Origin of the sequence: Chengkuizengella sp. SCS-71B, from assembly GCF_040100845.1 — a bacterium.
Taxonomy (GTDB): Bacteria; Bacillota; Bacilli; order Paenibacillales; family KCTC-33759; genus Chengkuizengella.
This window is the reverse complement of the sequence record NZ_JAZHSH010000001.1, coordinates 3,718,509-3,740,123: the sequence shown is the minus strand read 5'-3', so window position 1 is coordinate 3,740,123 and position 21,615 is coordinate 3,718,509. Positions and strand designations below refer to the sequence as shown.

Annotated in this window: 19 protein-coding genes; 14 read left to right on the top strand and 5 right to left on the bottom strand. The window is 35.0% G+C overall.

The annotated features are described in order from the left end of the window. Positions 1-57 precede the first annotated feature (57 nt). Positions 58-2,769 carry an aconitate hydratase AcnA gene (gene acnA / locus VQL36_RS18295; protein WP_349250680.1) on the bottom strand — a complete coding sequence of 904 codons (2,712 nt, stop codon included), beginning with the start codon at positions 2,767-2,769 and terminating at the stop codon, positions 58-60. A 205-nt stretch (positions 2,770-2,974) separates the two neighbouring features. Here acnA and VQL36_RS18290 point away from each other — a divergent pair, with 205 nt between their 5' ends. The 11 genes from VQL36_RS18290 to VQL36_RS18240 all read left to right on the top strand — a co-directional run bounded on the left by VQL36_RS18290 (position 2,975) and on the right by VQL36_RS18240 (position 14,917). Continuing rightward, complete coding sequence (locus tag VQL36_RS18290) at positions 2,975-3,973, top strand: amidase domain-containing protein (RefSeq protein WP_349250679.1); 999 nt, start codon at positions 2,975-2,977, stop codon at positions 3,971-3,973. Between the two features lie 48 nt (positions 3,974-4,021). Then, a complete protein-coding gene (locus tag VQL36_RS18285) occupies positions 4,022-5,179 on the top strand; it encodes a D-alanine--D-alanine ligase (protein ID WP_349250678.1) in 1,158 nt (385 codons plus the stop codon). Positions 5,180-5,199: 20 nt separating this feature from the next. Continuing rightward, positions 5,200-5,517, top strand: coding sequence for a hypothetical protein (locus VQL36_RS18280; RefSeq protein ID WP_349250677.1), 318 nt, complete (start codon positions 5,200-5,202; stop codon positions 5,515-5,517). A gap of 271 nt (positions 5,518-5,788) precedes the next feature. Next, positions 5,789-9,070, top strand: coding sequence for a DEAD/DEAH box helicase (locus VQL36_RS18275; RefSeq protein ID WP_349250676.1), 3,282 nt, complete (start codon positions 5,789-5,791; stop codon positions 9,068-9,070). A gap of 317 nt (positions 9,071-9,387) precedes the next feature. After that, positions 9,388-9,915: an NfeD family protein gene (locus VQL36_RS18270; protein WP_349250675.1), complete on the top strand. Its 528-nt coding sequence runs from the start codon at positions 9,388-9,390 to the stop codon at positions 9,913-9,915. Between the two features lie 44 nt (positions 9,916-9,959). Beyond that, complete coding sequence (locus tag VQL36_RS18265) at positions 9,960-11,414, top strand: flotillin family protein (RefSeq protein ID WP_349250674.1); 1,455 nt, start codon at positions 9,960-9,962, stop codon at positions 11,412-11,414. Between the two features lie 106 nt (positions 11,415-11,520). Beyond that, positions 11,521-12,195 carry a PspA/IM30 family protein gene (locus VQL36_RS18260; protein ID WP_349250673.1) on the top strand — a complete coding sequence of 225 codons (675 nt, stop codon included), beginning with the start codon at positions 11,521-11,523 and terminating at the stop codon, positions 12,193-12,195. 139 nt (positions 12,196-12,334) lie between these two features. Further along, positions 12,335-12,691, top strand: coding sequence for a DUF350 domain-containing protein (locus VQL36_RS18255; protein ID WP_413789581.1), 357 nt, complete (start codon positions 12,335-12,337; stop codon positions 12,689-12,691). Between the two features lie 97 nt (positions 12,692-12,788). After that, the gene (locus VQL36_RS18250; RefSeq protein ID WP_349250671.1) at positions 12,789-13,604 is read left to right on the top strand and encodes a sulfite exporter TauE/SafE family protein; all 816 of its coding nucleotides are present in this window, start codon (positions 12,789-12,791) and stop codon (positions 13,602-13,604) included. A 136-nt stretch (positions 13,605-13,740) separates the two neighbouring features. Next, positions 13,741-14,577, top strand: a complete 837-nt coding sequence (locus VQL36_RS18245) for an inositol monophosphatase family protein (protein ID WP_349250670.1) — start codon at positions 13,741-13,743, stop codon at positions 14,575-14,577. Between the two features lie 37 nt (positions 14,578-14,614). Continuing rightward, positions 14,615-14,917, top strand: a complete 303-nt coding sequence (locus tag VQL36_RS18240) for a hypothetical protein (protein WP_349251214.1) — start codon at positions 14,615-14,617, stop codon at positions 14,915-14,917. A 100-nt stretch (positions 14,918-15,017) separates the two neighbouring features. On the opposite strand, the gene VQL36_RS18235 is transcribed toward VQL36_RS18240, so the two are convergent. From VQL36_RS18235 to VQL36_RS18220, 4 genes are read right to left on the bottom strand one after another with little or no spacing between them, the layout of a single operon-like run. Then, the gene (locus VQL36_RS18235) at positions 15,018-15,671 is read right to left on the bottom strand and encodes a class II aldolase/adducin family protein (protein ID WP_349250669.1); all 654 of its coding nucleotides are present in this window, start codon (positions 15,669-15,671) and stop codon (positions 15,018-15,020) included. A 28-nt stretch (positions 15,672-15,699) separates the two neighbouring features. Beyond that, a complete protein-coding gene (locus VQL36_RS18230; RefSeq protein ID WP_349251213.1) occupies positions 15,700-16,695 on the bottom strand; it encodes an MFS transporter in 996 nt (331 codons plus the stop codon). 11 nt (positions 16,696-16,706) lie between these two features. Further along, positions 16,707-16,946 (bottom strand): hypothetical protein, encoded by a 240-nt coding sequence (locus VQL36_RS18225; protein ID WP_349250668.1) that lies wholly within the window; start codon positions 16,944-16,946, stop codon positions 16,707-16,709. A gap of 16 nt (positions 16,947-16,962) precedes the next feature. Next, positions 16,963-18,489 (bottom strand): FGGY-family carbohydrate kinase, encoded by a 1,527-nt coding sequence (locus tag VQL36_RS18220; protein WP_349250667.1) that lies wholly within the window; start codon positions 18,487-18,489, stop codon positions 16,963-16,965. 495 nt (positions 18,490-18,984) lie between these two features. Here VQL36_RS18220 and VQL36_RS18215 point away from each other — a divergent pair, with 495 nt between their 5' ends. From VQL36_RS18215 to VQL36_RS18205, 3 genes are read left to right on the top strand one after another with little or no spacing between them, the layout of a single operon-like run. After that, positions 18,985-19,584 carry a TetR/AcrR family transcriptional regulator gene (locus VQL36_RS18215; protein ID WP_349250666.1) on the top strand — a complete coding sequence of 200 codons (600 nt, stop codon included), beginning with the start codon at positions 18,985-18,987 and terminating at the stop codon, positions 19,582-19,584. 20 nt (positions 19,585-19,604) lie between these two features. Next, positions 19,605-19,979, top strand: a complete 375-nt coding sequence (locus VQL36_RS18210; RefSeq protein ID WP_349250665.1) for a hypothetical protein — start codon at positions 19,605-19,607, stop codon at positions 19,977-19,979. Positions 19,980-19,999: 20 nt separating this feature from the next. Next, complete coding sequence (locus tag VQL36_RS18205) at positions 20,000-21,454, top strand: aspartate aminotransferase family protein (RefSeq protein WP_349250664.1); 1,455 nt, start codon at positions 20,000-20,002, stop codon at positions 21,452-21,454. Positions 21,455-21,615: the final 161 nt, after the last annotated feature.

Genomic DNA, 21,615 nt, shown 5'->3' with positions numbered 1-21,615 from the left:
GTTTTTTAAAACTAATTGAACTTTTTTGTTAAGTCACTAGTCACTTGATATTATATTTTAATTCATTAATTGGCGAAGCACAGTTTGCAAGATTCCACCGTTACGGTAATAATCTACATCCACCATACTGTCTAAACGACTAATCGTATTGAATTCAAACTTTGTACCATCTTCACGAGTCGCTTCAACCTTAATGATTTGACCAGGTTTAACATCATTGTTTAGACCGACAAAGTTAAATGTTTCTTTTCCAGTAATTCCAAGAGACTTCCAGCTTTGACCTGCTTCAAATTGTAGTGGTAAAACACCCATACCAACTAGGTTGCTGCGATGGATTCTTTCAAAGCTTTCAGCAACAACTGCATGAACCCCTAACAAATTGCTACCTTTTGCTGCCCAGTCACGAGAACTTCCAGTTCCATATTCTTTACCTGCATATACAACAAGTGGAGTGCCTGCGTCTTTATATTTCATTGCTGCGTCATAAATTGGCATCACTTCATTCGTTGGCAAGTAAGTCGTTACTCCACCCTCTGTACCAGGCGCAAGTTGGTTACGGATACGAATGTTTGCAAATGTACCACGCATCATAACTTCATGATTTCCACGTCTAGAACCATAAGAATTGAAATCTTTACGTTCAACACCATTATCTGTTAAATATTTTTCAGCTGGGCTGCCTACAGCGATATTTCCAGCAGGGGAGATATGGTCTGTTGTCACTGAATCACCCATAAGTGCTAATGTTTTTGCATCGTTAATATCTGTAATATCACCAACCTCAGGAGTTAAACCTTCAAAGAATGGTGGATTTTGAATGTAAGTAGATTTTTCATCCCACTCATATAATTTACCTTCTGGAACAGGAATATCATTCCAACGTTCGTTGGCGCGGAATACATCCTGATATTTATCACGGAATAATTCAGGGCTCATCGCCTGATTAACAGTATCCATTACTTCTTGATTAGAAGGCCAAATATCTTTTAGGTATACTGCATTATTATTTTCATCATGTCCGATTGGTTCTGTAGTTAAGTCAATATCAGTTGTACCTGCTAGGGCATACGCAACAACCAATGGAGGTGATGCAAGATAGTTTGCTTTAACTTGAGCATGAACACGCCCTTCAAAGTTACGGTTACCACTTAATACAGAACATACCGTTAAGTCATTGTCAGCGATTGCTTTTGAAACTTCATCAGGAAGTGGACCACTGTTTCCGATACAAGTAGTACAACCGTATCCTGCTACGTAGAATCCAAGATTCTCTAAGGAGTCAAGTAAGTTTGCTTTTTTAAGATACTCAGTAACAACTAGAGACCCAGGAGCTAAACTTGTTTTTACATATGCAGGTACTTTTAAACCTTTTTCAACTGCTTTTTTAGCTAATAAACCAGCACCAAGCATAACACTTGGATTTGAAGTATTTGTACAGCTTGTAATCGCAGCAATCACAACAGAACCAGTAGTTAAAGTAGTAGTTTCTCCATTTGGATGTTTTACTTCTACAGATTCTTTGATTTTGTCTTCAGAAATCCCTAAACCGCCTTGATCAACTGGCTTACGAACAACTTCGTTAAACTTTTGTTTCATTTCTGTTAGTTCTACACGATCCTGTGGACGTTTAGGTCCAGAAAGACTTGGAACTACAGTAGATATATCTAATTCAATTGTATCTGTAAATACTGGATCTGGAGTATCATCCATACGGAATAATCCTTGAGTTTTATAATACTGTTCAACAAGGGCAATCTGTTCCTCACTACGTCCAGTTCCTCTTAAGTAGTTCAATGTTTCATTATCTACTGGGAAGAAACCAACTGTTGCACCATATTCTGGAGCCATGTTTGCTACTGTAGCACGATCAGCTAAGCTAATGTTGCTTAATCCAGAACCATAGAACTCAACGAATTTACCAACAACACCTTTTTTACGAAGTGTTTCTGTAATGGTTAGTGCGAGGTCAGTTGCCGTAGCGCCTTCAGCTAAACTTCCAGTTAACTTGAATCCGATTACATCAGGAGTAACTGAATATAATGGCTGACCAAGCATTCCTGCTTCAGCTTCGATTCCACCTACACCGTAACCAACAACACCTAAACCGTTGATCATTGTAGTATGTGAATCTGTACCTACTAGGGAGTCAGGGAATACTTCTGTTACCCCGTCTACTTCTTTTGTAGCTGCAACGGATGCTAAGTACTCAAGGTTAACTTGATGTACAATCCCAGTAGCAGGAGGTACAGCACGGAAATTATCAAATGCAGTTTGTGCCCAACGCAAGAAACGGTATCTTTCTTCGTTACGTTCAAATTCTACATTCATATTGTATTCTAATGCATTCTCAGAACCAAAAGCATCGATCATTACAGAATGGTCGATAACTAAATCTACTGGAGCAAGTGGGTTGATTTTATCCGGGTCTCCGCCTGCTTTGGCAACTGTATCACGCATCGCTGCTAAATCAACAACTACAGGTACACCTGTGAAGTCTTGCAGAACGATTCTTGCAGGTACAAATGGAATTTCCTGTTTGTTTTGTCCTTTATTTTCAGCCCAGCTAGCAATTTGGTTTACATGTCCTTCTGTGATCGCACGACCGTCAAATTTACGGACCGCTGCTTCTAATAATACTTTAATGGAAAATGGAAGCTTTGAAATATTTCCTCCGTTCGCTTTATCTAACTCAGGTAAAGAATAATAAGTATATGACTTATCTCCTACCGTTAGCTGTGTGCGAACGTTAAATTGATCTTTGTTAGTCATCAAATTTCCTCCTTTAATGTTCATTGTTTCATCTAATGAAACCTAATTTCAAAAAAATCTTTAACTTAAGTATATCGTTTTAATAGCAAGACGTAAAGATTTTTTTCATGTGATAAGCTATAAAAACATATAGTATATACAGCGCTGGATGTCGAAGTTATTATGATCAACAGTTCAAAAAAAACAATGTGATGGAGGGACACTTATGAGCTCACATTGGCGGGCAACATTAAATGAGTATGTAAGAATGGTTAACCAATTTGAAAGTCATTGTTCTATTGATCCGTTACTTCCTCTATTATTGGACGAACAATACAAGGATATGCAACAGAAAAGATTATACAGGATTCAGGATAGAAAGTTAAACTTAAAAAAAAATGAAACAAGAATGAAAATAGTCAAATTACAAAGTAGATATGATCGTACAGAAGTGGACATTCTACTTAAAAGATTTTTTTTATATGATGGTTACTACAAAAAAATTCTAGAGGAAAGGATAGAACAACAACACATTATCTTAAGGAAACAGAAAGGAAAGTGGTTGATAGAGCAAATTGATATTCCAATTCCTGAACGCAAGTATTGTAAAAATCCACCGGTAACTTCAACTAATCCTGAAATAAAAAGTCAAATCAGCTCATTTCAATATCAAAATAACGCTTTGCCATTTTTTAATGAACAAATATTTAATAGATCTTCAAAGAAAAGTTTTCGTTACGAACGATCAAAAGTGAAAGAATATGCTGATGTATGGTGGGAAAATCCGAATCCTGATTTTCGCTCTTTTAATGATGATTGTACTAATTTTGTTTCACAATGTATCTATGCAGGTGGTGCTTCAATGAATTATACTAGGAATAGAGCACTAGGATGGTGGTATAATTCTGGTCAAGATGGTTGGAGTTTTAGCTGGACTGTATCTCAATGCTTGAAAAATTATCTATTAACTAATCTAAATGGACTCCGGGCTGAAACAGTGGAAAATCCAAAACAATTACAAATTGGCGACGTTATATTTTATGATTGGGATGGAGATTCAAAATTTCAACATAGTGCTATTGTGACAGATAAAGATGAGAATGGGATGCCACTCGTAAATGCAAGAACAGTAAATAGCAAACACAGATATTGGGACTATAAAGATTCATACGCCTGGTCTGAAAAAACTAAATATAGCTTTTGCCATATTCACAATTCATTATAAACTTTTGAAAATGATAACGAAAATATTATTTACTTGGAGGACGACTAAATGGGGGAGAAAATTAGAGTTGGTTTAATATATGGCGGGAAGTCTGGTGAACATGCAGTTTCCTTAGAAACGGCGTTTGCAGTACTTCAGTCATTTGACTTTTCAAAATATGATGTTTTACCTATATATATCACAGAAAAGGGAAGTTGGAGGAAGGGTCCCTATTTAAATGCTCCAGTTGATAGTAAAAAGCAATTATTATTAGAAACTGATGAAAAGGATGCAAAATCATCATCTGATAAAGCAGTGGTGTCATCAATGCCTTCACTTTTAACTCCACAGCAACTGAATGGTATATTTGAATTCCATTCTGATGAAAATTCAAAAAGTACAAATGCAGTGGATGTTATTTTTCCATTATTGCACGGTACTAACGGAGAAGATGGTACGATTCAAGGGTTGTTTGAAATGGCAAATACACCATATGTAGGTGCTGGAGTTTTATCCTCCGCAATGGGGATGGATAAAACAGTGATGAAAAAGATTTTTGCTCATGAAGGATTGCCACAATGTATTTATCGTTATTTTACGAAACATCAATGGAAAAAGGATCAGTCCTATTACTTAATGGATTTAGAGGTTGCGATAGGGTATCCTTGTTTTGTAAAACCAGCTAACTTAGGTTCTAGTGTAGGTATTTCCAAAGCAAATGACCGGGAACAATTAATTGAAGCAATTCAAGAGGCCTTTAAATACGACCATAAGGTCATTATTGAAGAATTCATTGAAGCACGTGAAATTGAAGTGGGTGTGATCGGCAATGAAGAACCTGAGGTTTCTGTATTAGGTGAAATTATGTCTTCAAATGACTTTTATGACTATAAAGCCAAGTATGTAGATGGAGAATCTGTCATGACTATACCTGCAGAAGTGGATTCAGATACTGCGGAGTATATACAAAAATTAGCGATTAAAGCTTTTCAATCTATTGAAGGTACAGGTTTGTCTCGTGTAGATTTTTTTATAGATAAAACGGATAACAAAGTATTCATTAATGAAATTAATACGATGCCAGGATTTACACCATTTAGCATGTTCCCGTTATTATGGAAACATACAGGACTTCCATATAAAGAGTTACTGGATCGTTTGATTGATTTGGCTATTCTTAGATATAATGAAAAGCAGAACCTACAATATGGATTTGATGCAGAATAATCTTCGAGGGGTGAGGATATATGGGGTTTCAATCAGAATTTAATTCAGTGTGTAAATTTAAATCTGAACAAGAGCTGCATGATTTATTAGAATATGGGAAAACTGCAATGGTTAAAAAAGGTTTTCGAGTATATCCGACGGGTCAAAAAGCAATAGCTTATACACCGAATAACGAAGCTGTAGCTATTGTGAAAATTACTGCTTCTATCGCAGAAATTACCTTCCAAGGTGAAGAATTAACTAAAGTGGAAATGGATTTAGTACGTAAGTTAACAGAGCATGAGGCAAAAGTTCAAACCGATTTAGCTTATGAAATGTTTTTCAAAGACAATACTTAATGTTTAAGCATCCAAGTAAACTAAATATATCAAAGAATGAAAAGGTTCCAGTTTTAAGGAGCCTTTTTAAATCTGAAAGAAAAGAATAACTTTTTATCTCATTTTTGGAAAAAAGCCCTCACAAAGTAATGAAGATATTGTTTCTGAGTATTTATAAATTTTCTTGCATGAAGGTTTTTGTACCTTTAGAATGGAAAGAATAGGAGAATGAGTAAAAAGAACGAAACATATATTACATGACTAAAAATTAATTTAATAGGATGATATTTAAATGAATGGGATTTTATTTGGTTTAACAGTTGAAGAAATTCAGAATCTTGCTGATGATATGACCGTATATAATCGCGGTTATTCCTACTGGAAAAATGGTTATGTGACGAGATTGAATTTTATAAGTAGAGAAACTTTATGTGAAGCTCTTGTAGAAGGAAATCGAAAATATAATGTACGTATTCAAATGGATGATCATTCTAAAGATTTACATGTTCAGTGCGATTGCCCTGCACATAATGGGTATTATAATTATTGTAAACATATCATTGCTACCTTATTAAAAATAAATGAACTGGAAACCAGCGGACAGTTATTAAAATATTATGAGCAAAAACAAAATGAAAATCAGAACAAATACCCCCCTGCTATTCCAAAAAGAGATCAGGTTGCAACGGATCGAATGATTCAATTATTTGAAAAATATCATATCAATAATAAACAAGAATACAAGGATAGAAGAGAGATCATGAGGGTGGAATACACTTGTAACATCATGGATTCCATAGATTCTGGATCATTATTGACCTTGGAATTAAAAGTTGGAATCAACCACACGTATATTGTGCGTAATATGAGAGAGTTTCTCACTGCTTTATTTAATGATAAACCTTATATTTTTACTAAAAAATTTACTTATGATCCAAGTGAGTTTCAAGTAGAGCAAGAGGATTTAGAAATTTTCAAATTACTTGAAGAAGTCATAGACAATGAAGCATTTTACAGTGATACATCTTCTGCCTACTCTTATGTGATTAATGCATCCAATCGTGATCGATTTCTTAGAATTCCTCCTCATCGATCAGATGAATTATTAAATAAACTAATAAATAGGAACACAAATGTCGAAAGTGGATGGGATAAATATGTTCACATTCAAATTGTTGATGAAGTGCCTCCATTTTATTTTCAACTCGATAAATTTAATCCCTCTGATTTTTTATTGAAATTAAAAGGATTTGACTCTGTGGTTTTTCTTGAATCCTATGGATATATTTTTCAGGAGGGAACTTTTTATCGGGTGTATGAAACTCAATTTCAAATGTTATTAGATTTGAAAAAAGAATTCCGTTCACAATCCCAATTATTAATTAATAGAGAACAAATTGAAGGTGTGATTTCTAATGTGGTACCTAACTTAAATAAAATTGGAAAGGTAGAAATTGCAGATCATATTTCAGATCAACTAATTAACCCACCTTTACAAGTGAAGTTGAAGGTGGATAAAGAAGGTGATTCGTTATCTTCTTCTTTAGAATATCATTATGGAGATATTGTGATTGACCCTTTGCAAAGGGTCATTTCCAATAAAGAACAGGATCTTATTTTAATGAGAAATGTTGAAAAAGAAAATGAAGTAATGTCACTCATTGAAAGTACACCATTTAAATGGAATGGTGAAAGATTGTATATTGATGATGAATACGACATGTTCCAGTTTTTATATGAAGATTTACCTAAACTAGAAAAAATGGCTGACATCTACATTTCCTCATCTGCAAAAGAAATGTTACCTGATGAAAACTTTGTGCCGAAGACAAATATGGATATAAATCCTTCCACAAATTTATTTGAAGTCAAATTTGAAATGGACGGAATTGATAGTGAAGAAGTTTATCAAATTTTACAATCTGTAATTGAGAAGAAAAAATATGTTCGTTTGACGGATGGTAGTTTTGTTTCTTTACAACATGAAGATTTTAAAGGAATAAGACAACTCTTTGATGAACTAGAGATACAACAATCTGATATTGACGGTTTAACCATTCAAACAAATACAATGCGCGGATTACAAGTAGAAGAAATTGTCAATCAAAACAAATCCACAGTGAAAATCGGGAGAAATTTCCGTCAACTACTAGACCATATTAAACACCCTGACAACTTAGAGTTTGAACCACCAGAAAGCTTAAAAAGTACATTGCGAGACTATCAAGTATTTGGTTTTGAATGGCTGAAAATGTTAGAACATTATCACTTTGGTGGAATATTGGCTGATGATATGGGGTTAGGAAAAACGATTCAAAGCATCTCTTATATTTTATCTGATAAGGAGAACATCGAAGCGACTACAGAACCGACCCTAATTGTTTCACCTGCTTCTTTAATATATAACTGGAAAAATGAATTTCAAAAATTCGCCCCTACTATAAATGTGGTGGTGGTTGCTGGAGACAAACAGACTCGATCGGACATCATGGAGGATTTATCAAACGTAGATGTACTTATTACCTCCTATCCATTGATTAGAAGAGATATTGAGATGTATCAAGCGCAAAATTTTAGAATTCTGATCTTAGATGAAGCGCAAAATATTAAAAATATTCAAACACAAACCTCCCAAGCCGTGAGGAAGTTAAGAGCTGCGAGAAGATTTGCTCTCAGTGGAACCCCAATTGAAAATTCTTTGGATGAATTGTGGTCTATCTTTCAAGTGGTTTTGCCTGGTCTATTTCATGGGAAACAAGCATTTACACAAATGTCACATGAGAAAATTTCTAGAATCGTAAAGCCATTTATTTTAAGACGCATGAAAAAGGACGTATTAAAGGAATTACCTGATAAAATCGAAACGCTTCAAGTATCCGAGTTAACTACAGAACAGAAAAAGTTATATCTTGGATATTTAGATAAAATACAACATGAAACGAGAGAAGCTCTACTTAAAGGTGAATTGCAACAGAACAGAATGAAGATATTAGCAGGTATTACTAGACTTAGACAACTCTGTTGTCATCCTAGTTTGTTTATAGATAATTACGAGGGTTCATCTGGGAAGTTAGAACAGTTATTAGAAATTGTGAATGAAGCAATGGATGGAGGACATCGGATTCTAATCTTCTCACAATTTACAGGTATGTTAAAAATCATTCGTGAGGAATTAGATCAACAACAAATTGACTATTTTTATTTAGACGGTAAAACAGATAAGCTGGAAAGACTTAATATGACAGAAAAATTCAACAAAGGAGAAAAAGAAATTTTTCTTGTGTCATTAAAAGCAGGGGGAACAGGGTTGAATCTTACGGGTGCTGACACTGTGATTTTATATGATTTATGGTGGAATCCTGCTGTAGATGAACAAGCTGTTGATCGTGCTTATAGAATTGGTCAGAAAAATGTTGTTCAAGTGAATCGTTTGATCACTCAAGGGACGATTGAAGAGAAGATAGTTGAACTCCAACAAAAGAAAAAGGAACTGATCGAGAAGGTCATTCAACCTGGTGAAACGATGCTTTCTGGACTATCAGAAGATGAAATTAAAGAGATTTTGAATTTGTAAACTAAAAACATTCAAATCAATAAAAAATAAGTTTAATTTAACTAAACAGATGACCTACTAATAGGTTTTCTGTTTTTTACCTTGCCAATGAATGGGGATTTTTGTAATAATAACATGTTCGAAACTTTTAAGAAATTTGTAACGTATTTAAACTTATCTTTTTACAAACCAGTGTATAATGAAAAGAGAGATTTTAGGAGCTTGACAGAGAAAAATGGAGAAGTATGAAAATTATTGAAACTTTTGTGACAATGATGACGTATTACTAGTAGTTGATTTATACAACATATTGTTAATCTAGAAAGGGGTGAATTGAAATGATTGAGATATTCTGGGGCTGTTTCATATTCGGAGTTTTATTTACTTTGGTCACAGTTGTTTTTGGAGATATCATTGGTAGTTTCATGGATGGTGTGTTTGATTTTTTATCTGTGGATGGTTTAGACTTTCTTGAGCCAGTTACACTAGTTGGAGGCCTAACGATATTTGGAGGATCGGGAATTTTACTTACAAAATATACGTCCCTACATATGACAGCCATTATTATATTATCTATATGTGCTGCTATACTGATGTCAATTTTGGTCTACTTTATTTACGTTAAACCTATGAAAAATACAGAGAACTCCATTTCCCATTCTATACAAGACTATGTTGGGAAAATAGGAGAAGCAACAATAACCATTCCGAAAAATGGATATGGAGAGGTTTTAATTAAGATCGGGGCAAGTCAAATTAATGAGATTGCTGCAAGTTATGATGGTGAGGTCATTAATGAAGGTACGAAGGTCGTTGTTGTTGAAGTGAAGGACAGCACCCTTTATGTCTCAAATTTTGATTCATAAAAACACAAATAATCAATTTACTTTACTTATGGGAGGATTTTACTATGCAAATACCAGAATACTTAGTTATTCCAGTTGCTGTTATCGGTGTTATTATATTATTAGGATTAGCTTTTTGGGCGAGGTATAAAACAGTCAGCTCGGACGAAGCGATGGTTGTCACAGGTTCAATGTTAGGAAGCGGAAATACGATTACAGATGAGTCCGGTCGAAAAATTAAAATTGTTCGTGGTGGAGGTGCATTTATACTCCCTATTTTTCAAAAATCAGATTTTCTTTCCTTGATGTCTCATAAACTAGATGTTTCAACTCCTGAAGTGTACACTGAACAAGGGGTTCCAGTTATGGCGGATGGAGTAGCTATTATTAAGATTGGAAGTTCAGTAGAAGATATTGCAACGGCTGCCGAACAATTTATGGGTAAATCTAAAGAGGATTTACAATCAGAAGCACAGGAAGTATTAGAAGGACATTTGCGTGCCATTTTAGGAACGATGACAGTAGAAGAAGTATATAAAAACCGTGATCGTTTTGCACAAGAAGTTCAAGGTGTTGCAGCACGTGATTTGAAAAAGATGGGATTAGCGATTGTTTCCTTTACGATTAAAGATTTAAGAGATCAACACGGATACCTGGATGCCTTAGGTAAACCAAGAATCGCTGCGGTAAAAAGAGATGCAGAAATCGCAGAAGCGGACGCTATTCGTGATTCCAGAATTCAAAAAGCACAAGCGGATGAAGAAGGGCAAAAAGCGGAACTGCTTAGAGATACGAATGTTGCAGAAGCTACGAAAGAAAAAGAGTTGAAAGTTGCTTCATTTAAAAAGGATCAGGATATGGCAAAAGCAGAAGCAGATCAGTCCTACAATATTCAAGAAGCACGTTCCAGACAACAAGTTGTTGAAGAACAAATGCAAGTTGAGATTGTAAAAAAAGAGAGAGCCATTGATATCGAAGAAAAGGAGATTTTAAGAAGAGAGAAGCAGTATGATGCAGAAGTGAAGAAGAAAGCGGATGCGGATAGATATGCAGTAGAGCAGGCTGCAGAAGCTGACAAAGCTAAACGATTAAGAGAAGCGGATGCGTTACAATATCGAATCGAAGCAGAAGCAAAAGCAAACGCGGAAAATAAACGTTTAGACGGTATGGCCATTGCGGAAGCAGAGAAAGCGAAAGGTACAGCAACAGCAGAGGTTATTCGTTTGCAAGGTCTTGCAGAAGCAGAAGCTAAAGAGAAATTAGCAGAAGCATTTGAAAAGTTCGGTGAAGCAGCGGTACTAGATATTATTGTGAAGATGCTTCCAGAATTAGCAGGTAAGGTAGCTGAGCCACTAAAAGGCATTGATAAATTAACAGTTGTTGATACAGGGAATGGAGAAGGAGCTGCTAGAGTTAGCAACTATGTCACTTCATTAATGGCAACAGCACCTGAAATGCTTAAAGATGTCTCTGGCCTTGATGTTCAACAAATGATGAAAAATTTAACTAGCAAAAAATAATTGAAACCAACATTTAATACAACCGTAATATAAAGTAGGTATTGTATAATAGGATATTATCAAATAAAAAAGGTAATACAGATAAATAAGGGAGGATTTTTATAAAATGAGTATTTTTAAAAGAATTAGAGACATTTCTGCTGCAGCAATTAATGACTTAATTGATAAAGCTGAAGACCCGGTTAAAATGTTAAATCAGTATTTAAGAGATATGGAAGATGATATCGCGGAAGCTGAAATTGCAGTTGCTAAACAAATTGCGATTGAGAAGAAATTGAAACATAAGTATGAAGAAGCACAAGAAATGGTAGACAAACGAGGTCAACAAGCAGTTAAAGCTTTGGAAAGTGGTAATGAAGATTTAGCTCGCCGTGCCTTACAGGATAAAAAAGAACACCAAGAAAAATTAGATGACTTTAAAACTCAATACGATAATGCAAAATCTAATGCTGACTCCTTACGTAAGCAACTTGAGGAAATGAAAGAAGAATTTAATAAAATGAAAAATCGTAAGGATACGTTAGTAGCCCGTGCAGAATCAGCAAAAGCACAAAAGAAAATTAATCAGACGATGTCTGGATTTGGTAAAGATACAGGCGCAAAAGGTTTTGATCGTATGAATGAAAAAGTTCTACAGATGGAAGCAGAGGCAGAGGCAAGTGAAGATCTTAAAAACTCTTCACGTTCATTAGATAATGAGCTTGATGCATTAGATAGTAGTGATGTAGATGATGAATTAGCTGCATTAAAAGCACAATTAGCTAATAAAGACAAAGCTTAATATAGTTCATATATAGCCACCGTTATTTGTAATAGATGATAACGGTGGTTGATCTATTTATTCATAAGACAGGAAGTGAGTATGTTTGTTTGATTTTATTTTAGAGCATCAATATTTATCTACGGTTTTATTTTATGTAGTGGTCATTATCTCTATTTTAATTAGTTTGTTTATTTTTGAATTAGTAACAAGGTACAAAAACTGGGAACAAATACAAAAAGGGAATTTATCCGTTGCTCTGGCAACTGGGGGTAAAATATTTGGTATAGCCAATATTTTTCGGTTTTCGATTGAACATAATGATTCCTTATGGGAAGCCATTCAATGGGGGGCTTTTGGATTCTTCTTATTATTAATTGCCTATTTTGTTTTTGAATTTATGACACCTAAGTTTAACGTAGATAAAGAAATTGAAAAGGATAATCGAGCAGTTGGCTTACTTTCATTATTAATATCAGTAGGAACATCATTTGTAATAGGAGCTAGTATTACATAATGAATTGACCAAATTATGAAAGCGCTTGAAAATGAATAATTTCTGAATACTTACATCATATACGATATAATGAATGCAAAAAAAGGTAGTGAGCTTTTTGATCAGTTATTTGGTTATCCTGTGTATCGGAATTATCTCTGCTGTTTTTGGAAGTTTGGTTGGTTTAGGTGGAGGTGTGATTATCGTCCCGGCGCTGATCTATTTATCTCCTTTACTATTAGATCAAGAAATGTCTACTTCTGTAGCCGTAGGGACCTCCTTGACGGTGTTGATTTTTACAGCTGCCTCTTCCACATTTACCTTTTTAAAACAAGGCAGAGTAGATTATAAGAGCGGGATTTTATTTTTTACAACGAGTGGTCCAGCTGCTATGTTAGGTGCCTCATTAACGAGTGCATTTCAAGGTGATTCATTTAAACTCGCATTTGGAATCTTTATCTTTTTTATGGCTATTTTATTGATACTAAAAAAATATTTAAAACCGCTCTCTTTTCGCTGGAAAATTCAGAGGTCGTATATAGATCCTGATGGAAAAAGGTTTACATATGGTTATAATATATTGCCAGCTTTATTGGTAGGGTTTGCTGTTGGTTTAGTATCTGGTTTATTTGGAATTGGCGGGGGTTCCTTATTTGTTCCAGCGATGGTTTTATTGTTTTCTTTCCCTCCACACGTAGCCACAGCTACATCTATGTTTGTTATTTTATTTGCCTCTATTTTAGGCAGTGCGACACATATTTATTTAGGAGAAATTGATTGGTTTAGTGTGATGGCACTGGCTCCTGGAGCACTGTTTGGTGGTTGGTTAGGTGCTTGGATTGCAGGACGAATGAGCAGTAAATTATTATTGAATATTTTAATGGTTATTTTGTTACTAATCTCTTTGCGTTTAATTATTGAAGGTATGATTTAGGCATATTCCTTATAGAATATTTACAAAAAATTCAGTAATATTTAAGTTGTGTCAAGTAATATATAAATGAAGTAAGGAATGGAATAACATTTAACCTATTGATTATTTTTTTAATACAAGAAAAGAGTGGTGTTTAATGTATACAGTTGGCCGAAAAAATTATACAGTCGTTGCTATAAATACGGCTTCCAAAGCAGGTGAATGGATTAAAAGCAGGTGCGGTAAGCACTCAAATATAAAAACTAAACTATCCTCTCATGATCTGGTTACTGAAGTGGATAGAGGTTGCGAAACGATGATACGGAATCTTCTTCAAACCTATTTTCCTGATCATTCTTTTTTAGGTGAGGAGGGAGTAGAGGTCGGTCCAGAAGCTTCAGTAAAAGCCGTTGATTCAATTCAGGAAGCAGAATATGTATGGATTGTAGATCCCATTGATGGTACTACAAACTTTGTACACGGTTTTCCTTTTTATTCTGTTTCTATTGCATTGGCTCATAAAGGAGAAGTCATACTTGGTGTAGTATATGACCCTGTCCATGATGAAATGTTTGTTGCTGAAAAAGGCAAAGGTGCTTATCTTAGAGGACAGAAAATGGAGGTCTCTAAAGAAAATGAGTTATCTAGCAGCTTATTAGGTACGGGGTTTCCAGTTCAAGAGAACGCATTAGCTACAAATTTAAAGGGGATACAAACTTTATCAAATAAAGTAAGAAACATCAGAACAACGGGTTCTGCTGCACTTCATTTAGCATACGTAGCAGCAGGCAGGATGAGTGGCTTTTGGGAATTAGAGTTAAACGCATGGGATATCGCAGCAGGTGCTTTATTGATTAAAGAATCAGGTGGAAATGTAACGGATACTAAAGGTGAACCATACCAATTGTGTGTAAGGAATGTATTGGCTACCAATGGACTTATTCATCATTCATTACAAAAAGAACTTGCTAATGCAGAAGCAACTGGTTTTTAATGATGAATTATTTTTATAGATAGGATGATGAATGACAGTGGCGTTTGGAATTACGAAAAAAGAACTTAAGGAATGGAAGAGCAAGGTTTCTAAAGGTGAAATTGCATTTTTGACGCACTATTGGTTTGATCCAAGGTTTCCTAATATAAAAACGGTTACAAAAGTAGGGTGTGATGACTTGGAACGCTTATCAAATTGGTGCGAGCAGTACGGGCTGAATCCTAAATATATTCATCATCGATCTGAATTTGCTCATTTTGATCTGATTGGGTCTAAACAAAAAGAGATCCTACAGCAAGAGGGTTTACAGCACCATCTTAAACGCTTTAAATTGATTTGATTGGAAATAATGAGAGTATAATTTTGGATATAATAAAAGAGTACAATTTGAATCCACAAAATTGTACTCTTTCTAATTAAACATAGATTTATTTCATATATTAACTCATCGCTTGTTTAGAATACTTTTTCAAATAGTATTGATGCATAGCTAATGCTTCAACTTTATTGATAGAAACTCCTCCACCAATACTCTGTACATCTATAAAAATTTTACACGCTTTCTCTAATACTTGACATGTGACAAAGGCCTCATCCAAATCTCTCCCAATACAGACAGCTCCATGATTAGCAAGCAAAGCTCCATTTCTTCCTTTTAAAGCTTTTATTACGTTTTTAGTTAACTTTTTCGTACCAGAGATGGCATAGTCTGCAACTCGAATACTAGGACCCACTATTTGGACCATGTCATCCATGATGGGAGGTATATCCTTGCGAGCAGCAGCTACAGTACATGCATGTGTGGAATGGTTATGAACGACTGCATTGATATTTTTCCTTTGTTTATAAATTTCTGCATGTAATCCACGTTCTGACGAAGGCTTAAGGGGACCTTCGTAACTTAAATCATGAATATTGACCACTACCATATCATCAGGTGTTTGGTTTTCATATTTTTTGCCACTCGGTGTGATCACCATCGTATTGTCATCTACTTTAATACTAATATTCCCCCAAGTGCCTTCAACTAAGCCAATTGCTAGCAATTTTTTACCTGCATCACAAACGGCACTTTTTGCTTCTTGAATATCCATTTTTGTATTCCCCTTTATCTTAGTTTTTTTACACATTTAGAGAATGATTAGCAACTGGATTTGAACTGTTTTGAATCATTGATGATTCTTTTAATTTTGTTGCTAACCATATCGCAATGAACATGAGTATAATGAGTAAAATTAATGAAGGAGTAAAGGAACCTGTTGTCTTCATTTTGAAAAAGTCCATTGCATAAGTGAATATGACACCAGAAATTTGACCCATTAACATGAGAATCCCAAATGACGTACCTTCGGGTACTGGAGAAGCAATTTCTGCTCCATATTGAAAAGCGATGGGTCCTGCCCCCATAACGAAAAAACCTATGAAAGCAGCCGAAATTAAAATTAAACTGTATTGAGATAGAAAAGTGATGCCAATAAAGCCAGGAACCGAAGCGGCTAATGGAATAATGATTAATAGTCGTCTTTTGTGAGTACGATCAGAAATATACGGTAAAATGACAGAGCCAAATAAACCAAAGATAACGAGCAGTCCTCCGACTAAACCTGCTTCTGAAGCCGTAATTCCTCTAGGACTTAAAATGCTTTCAATCCAAGTCATTAACGCATTAAAAATACCTAACACGATAAATATGCTAGCCATAAGGTAAATGAAATTCCTTTTAGATATCATTTGTTTCAACCCTTTAAAAGAGAAGGATTGCTCAGCACTTTCAGCTTCTACTAATTGATTTTTCGGTCGTTCCTTTGCAAGGATAAGAAATAGAACAGCAGATATAAGGGCTATCATTCCATAAATATTTAACATTTGTGTAAATCCATATTGTTCTACGAAAATAGGTGTTAAAACTAGTGCCAATATCATGCCTACAGATCCTGCCATCATGGCAATACCAGAAGCTGTTGCTCTTTCATCTATTGGAAACCATCTAGCTGCAACTTTCGTTATAGAATTCATTAAAAAAGGTTGACCGACGGCCACACCCATTTGGGCAATAACTACAATTGTAAAATGATCCCCCCAAATTCCTCTCATTAAGCCAAATCCAGCAGTAATGATTGCGCCAAAACCTACGGCAACTTTAATCCATACGTATCAATCAACCAAGATGCGGGCAATACCATCAAAATGTATACCAACATAAAACTCATAGAAAGAAAAGCGATACTAAGGCTTGAAACATCATAGAACTTTTCTGCTATACCAGTGATAGGTGCAAATGTTAGCCAAAATAAATTTGTTGTAGCGAGAATAGGTAATATTGAGAGAAGCACGATCCACCGATATTTAGAAACATTTGATTTTTTCATATAATACCTCCTATTTTTAAAAACGGGATGCATTGATTTGGGCGTAGGATTTATTTAATGAGTAATAGATTGATTTATAAGATGAGAGCAATTCGTTATAAATCTTTGCATTTTTTAAATTTGGTTCATAATGTTTATCGATTTGAATTAAATCTTTTGTACAGCTAAAATCTTTATAAATCCCCAAGCCAATTGCTGCACAGATCGCTCCACCTATGGCTCCTGCCATTTGTGGGTTTGCAACAGTATTCACTGGTTTTTGTGTGACATCTGCTAAAATTTGCATCCATTGATGATCCAAAGATCCACCACCAATTAATTTAAGAGTAGAAACTTCAAAGCCATAGTCTTTTTTAAAATTTTCCAAAATCCAACTGATATTATAGGAAACACCTTCATAAACTGCACGCATCATATGCTCCCTCGTATGTTCAAGACTGATATTAAATAACGTAGCTCTTGTAGTGGTGGTGCTTACAGGACATCGTTCCCCTAACATCCAAGGAGTACAAATAAGGTAGTCAGATCCTGGAGGAATATCCTTAACTTGTGCATCCATCAATGCATACACATTATCGATGGTTTCATCTGCTTTTTCATGTTTATAAAACTGATCTGCGATCCATTGAATGCAAGACCCTGCTGCTTCTGTAATTCCTACAACTTGATTCATGTTTGGATCAGCACTTTGAATCACAGCTGCACCATTTTTGAATTTTAAATTTTTTTCTGTCGATACACATACCCAAGCTGAAGTTCCTAAATAAATATGAGCCTCTCCTTCACCAATTGCATCAGCACCTACTGCAGCACTCTGAACATCATCACATCCACCAAAAACAGGAGTGCCTTCAAGTAAATTCATTTCTTGTGCTGTTTCTTTGGTTAATCCACCTACTTGATCAATTGAACGTACAAGTGGAGCCAATTTTTTAGTGTCTATACCACAAATTTGAAAGAATGTTTTTAACCAATCTTTTTTCTTTAAATTAAAACCATAGGAGGAAGCTCCAGACCATTCCATAATCGGAATTCCTGTGGATTTAAATTTTAAGTAACCGTTTACATCTAAGAAAAATTTTGTTTTGTTATAAATTTCAGGCTCCATCTCCTTTATCCAAAGAAGCTTAGGTATAACATCTTTTCCCATGAGCGTAGTACCAACGATGCCTTTAAACAAGCGTTCTCCCCAAAATTTATTCATTATCTTTTGAGCTTGTTTTTCAGCTCGGCCGTCTACCCACGAAATATTGGATCGTAATACATGCCCTTGATGATCAATGGGGATGATTCCCATCGCTTGAGTAGTATAAATGATTCCTAGGATATCTTTAGGTGAGATTTGTGATATTTCTAAAACCTCTTTTGTAGTTTTAGTAATTGCATGCCAATAATCTTCGGGATTCTGCTCAACCCAGTTTGGATGAGGGGTGAGTAAAGGATAGGGAACTGAAGCTGTAGCTACTATGTTTCCCTTCGTATCTACTAAAACGGTTTTGTTAGAACTTGTACCTACATCATGAGAAATGATATATTCTCCCATATTTAACCTCCATATAAATTGCCTTTACTTTTTGTATTTGCACATAATTGTAGTTTTCTTATGTCATGTGGAACTTAGTTTACTAATGGACTTAATGATTGAGTTTGTTTTCTAATTTTTGATGAGATGATGTCGTTAAACCAAGATATGAAGTAGGTTGCAATGATAAATGTGTTGTGGATTTTTAGGTGTCACGATGAAAAGTATATTGTGATATTTATCTGTATATTCAATAGTTATAATACTAAAAGTGTACTTAAGTATATTTATATATTTAGATATAAAATAATGATGGATTATAAAAAAATACTGGTGTATAATGGTTATATCTTACAGTATAATACACGATCTATTCATTGTATAGAGGAAAATGGTCATCTTAACATAATTTTTTCACAGTTTGTTCACAAAATGAAATTAATTCAATTTCATTATGAAGGGATATTAGAAGCCCTTTAAATTAATTTTATAAGTATTGGGAAAAGAGGAGGAAATATGGAACTATCACGCAGAGAACGTAAAAAGATGGAAACTACAGCAAACATTCTTAAATCAGCACGACATTTATTTCGTGATCAAGGTTATGAGCACACATCGATTGAAGAAATCACTGAAATGACGGATATTGCTAAGAGTACATTTTTTAAACATTTTCCAAATAAAGAAAGTTTGTTAATTGGTATTGCTGAGGAAGAAGTAGCGGATGTACTAGAGTTATTGCAGGATGAAGAGTTTCAAACCTCCAATATATTTGAAAAAATAAGTCAAATAATGATTCGGCTTTTAGAAGATTCCATTCCATATTTAGAGCTTACTGGGCGAGTTCTTTTTACGGCGATGATTAACGAAGGAACGGTAGAATCTCCATTTTCAAAAATAAGAAAGTCATTAGAGGATTTAGTACAGAAAGGTCAAGAGCAAAAAGAAATTTCGGAAGATAACTCCTATACTGATATCGTAACTTTACTGATGGGCAGTTATTATGGTGTTTTGTTTAAATGGTTAGAGCAAGAGGGCAGTAGGGGTTCAGTAGCTGAATTAGAAAGAAGTTTACAGTTGGTTTTTCATGGAATTAAAGTATATAAAATAAATTGATTGAATGAGGTGTGTTTTTAATGGAGAAAAAAGGATATGCAATCTCAAGCTGGCATAATACTGAAAAAATATATGCTGGACTAGATCACCTGATGAAACAGCCTACAAGACCAGTTAAAAGAGAAGCAATGGAGAAGGTGATGGATTATTTTGACACAAAGTGTGTGAAATCAAAAGAGATGGTTACAGAAGAGGATTTAGTACAGAAAGGTCAAGAGCAAAAAGAAATTTCGGAAGATAACTCCTATACTGATATCGTAACTTTACTGATGGGCAGTTATTATGGTGTTTTGTTTAAATGGTTAGAGCAAGAGGGCAGTAGGGGTTCAGTAGCTGAATTAGAAAGAAGTTTACAGTTGGTTTTTCATGGAATTAAAGTATATAAAATAAATTGATTGAATGAGGTGTGTTTTTAATGGAGAAAAAAGGATATGCAATCTCAAGCTGGCATAATACTGAAAAAATATATGCTGGACTAGATCACCTGATGAAACAGCCTACAAGACCAGTTAAAAGAGAAGCAATGGAGAAGGTGATGGATTATTTTGACACAAAGTGTGTGAAATCAAAAGAGATGGTTACAGAAGCTAAAAACTTTATTCCTGGTGGTGTACAGCATAATTTAGCTTTTAACTATCCATTTCCTATCGTTATTAATAAAGCAGAAGGAGCTTACCTGTGGGATATTGATGGCAATCAATACATTGATTTTCTTCAATCAGGCGGACCTATTATTTTAGGAAATAATTATAAACCAGTGAGAGAGAAAGTAATAGAGTTAATTAATGATTGCGGACCTGTAACAGGTTTGTTTCATGAGTATGAATATAAGTTAGCCAAATTAATCAATCACCATATGCCATCAATAGAGATGTATCGTATGTTAGGTAGTGGAACGGAATCTGTGATGGCTGCCATTCGTATTTCAAGATTAGTCACTGGTAAAAAGAAAGTAATCAAGATCGGTGGGGCTTATCACGGGTGGAGTGATCAGGTAGTATATGGTTTGAAGATACCGGGAACTCGTAGGTTTGAAGCACATGGTATTCCAAGAACGAGCACACGACACACACAAGAAGTAAAACCAAATGATTTATCCGCTTTAAGAAGGCAGTTAAAGTTGAACAAGCTTAGAGGTGGTACTGCTTGTGTCATTGTAGAACCTGTTGGTCCTGAGAGTGGAACTAGACCAGTAAATAAGGAATATAATCAGCAAGTTCGTAAATTGTGTGACGAATTTGATACTTTACTTATTTTTGATGAAGTTGTTACTGGATTTAGAATGGGTTTAGGTGGAGCACAAGGATATTTTGATGTGAAACCGGATTTAACGATTTTTGGCAAAGTCATTGCAGGTGGGTATCCTTCAGCAGGAGGAATTGGAGGAAGAAAAGATTTGATGTCTCGTTTAGCAGCAGGTCTTGAAAGCGGCAAAAAAAGAGCGTATGTAGGAGGGACATTAGCTGCAAATCCTTTAAGTGCACTTGCAGGATACTATACAATTAAAGAGATTGAAAAAACAAACGCTTGTGAAGTAGCAGGCAGAGCGGGGGATCGTTTAACAGAAGGGCTAAATGAAATCATAGATAGATATAACTTACCTTTCGTAGCTTATAATCAGGGATCGATTTGTCATCTTGAAACGGCTGCAGCGATGTTTGTGAAACTAGGTATTAATATCATCAGTGCTTTAGGAGAGATAAAAAAACGCAAACATATGATGGAGGAAATGGGTGCTGCTTATTTAGCCGAGGGAATCATTACATTGGCAGGAAGCAGATTATATACTAGTTTGGCAGATACGGATGATGTGATCGATGATGCATTAGAGCGCTTTGATCGTGTTTTTCAAAATATAGAAGGAGTATAACAGTGAGTGAACTCGTTTAAGCTTTGCTTAAACATCGAGAAATCAGATGGAGACCCTACTCCACATGATTTGAAGATCCCACCTATAGAGGTGGGCGTCTGTACGCAAAATATTTTTGGATAAATGACTTCGGTTTTTATTGCCGGGGTCATTTATTTTAC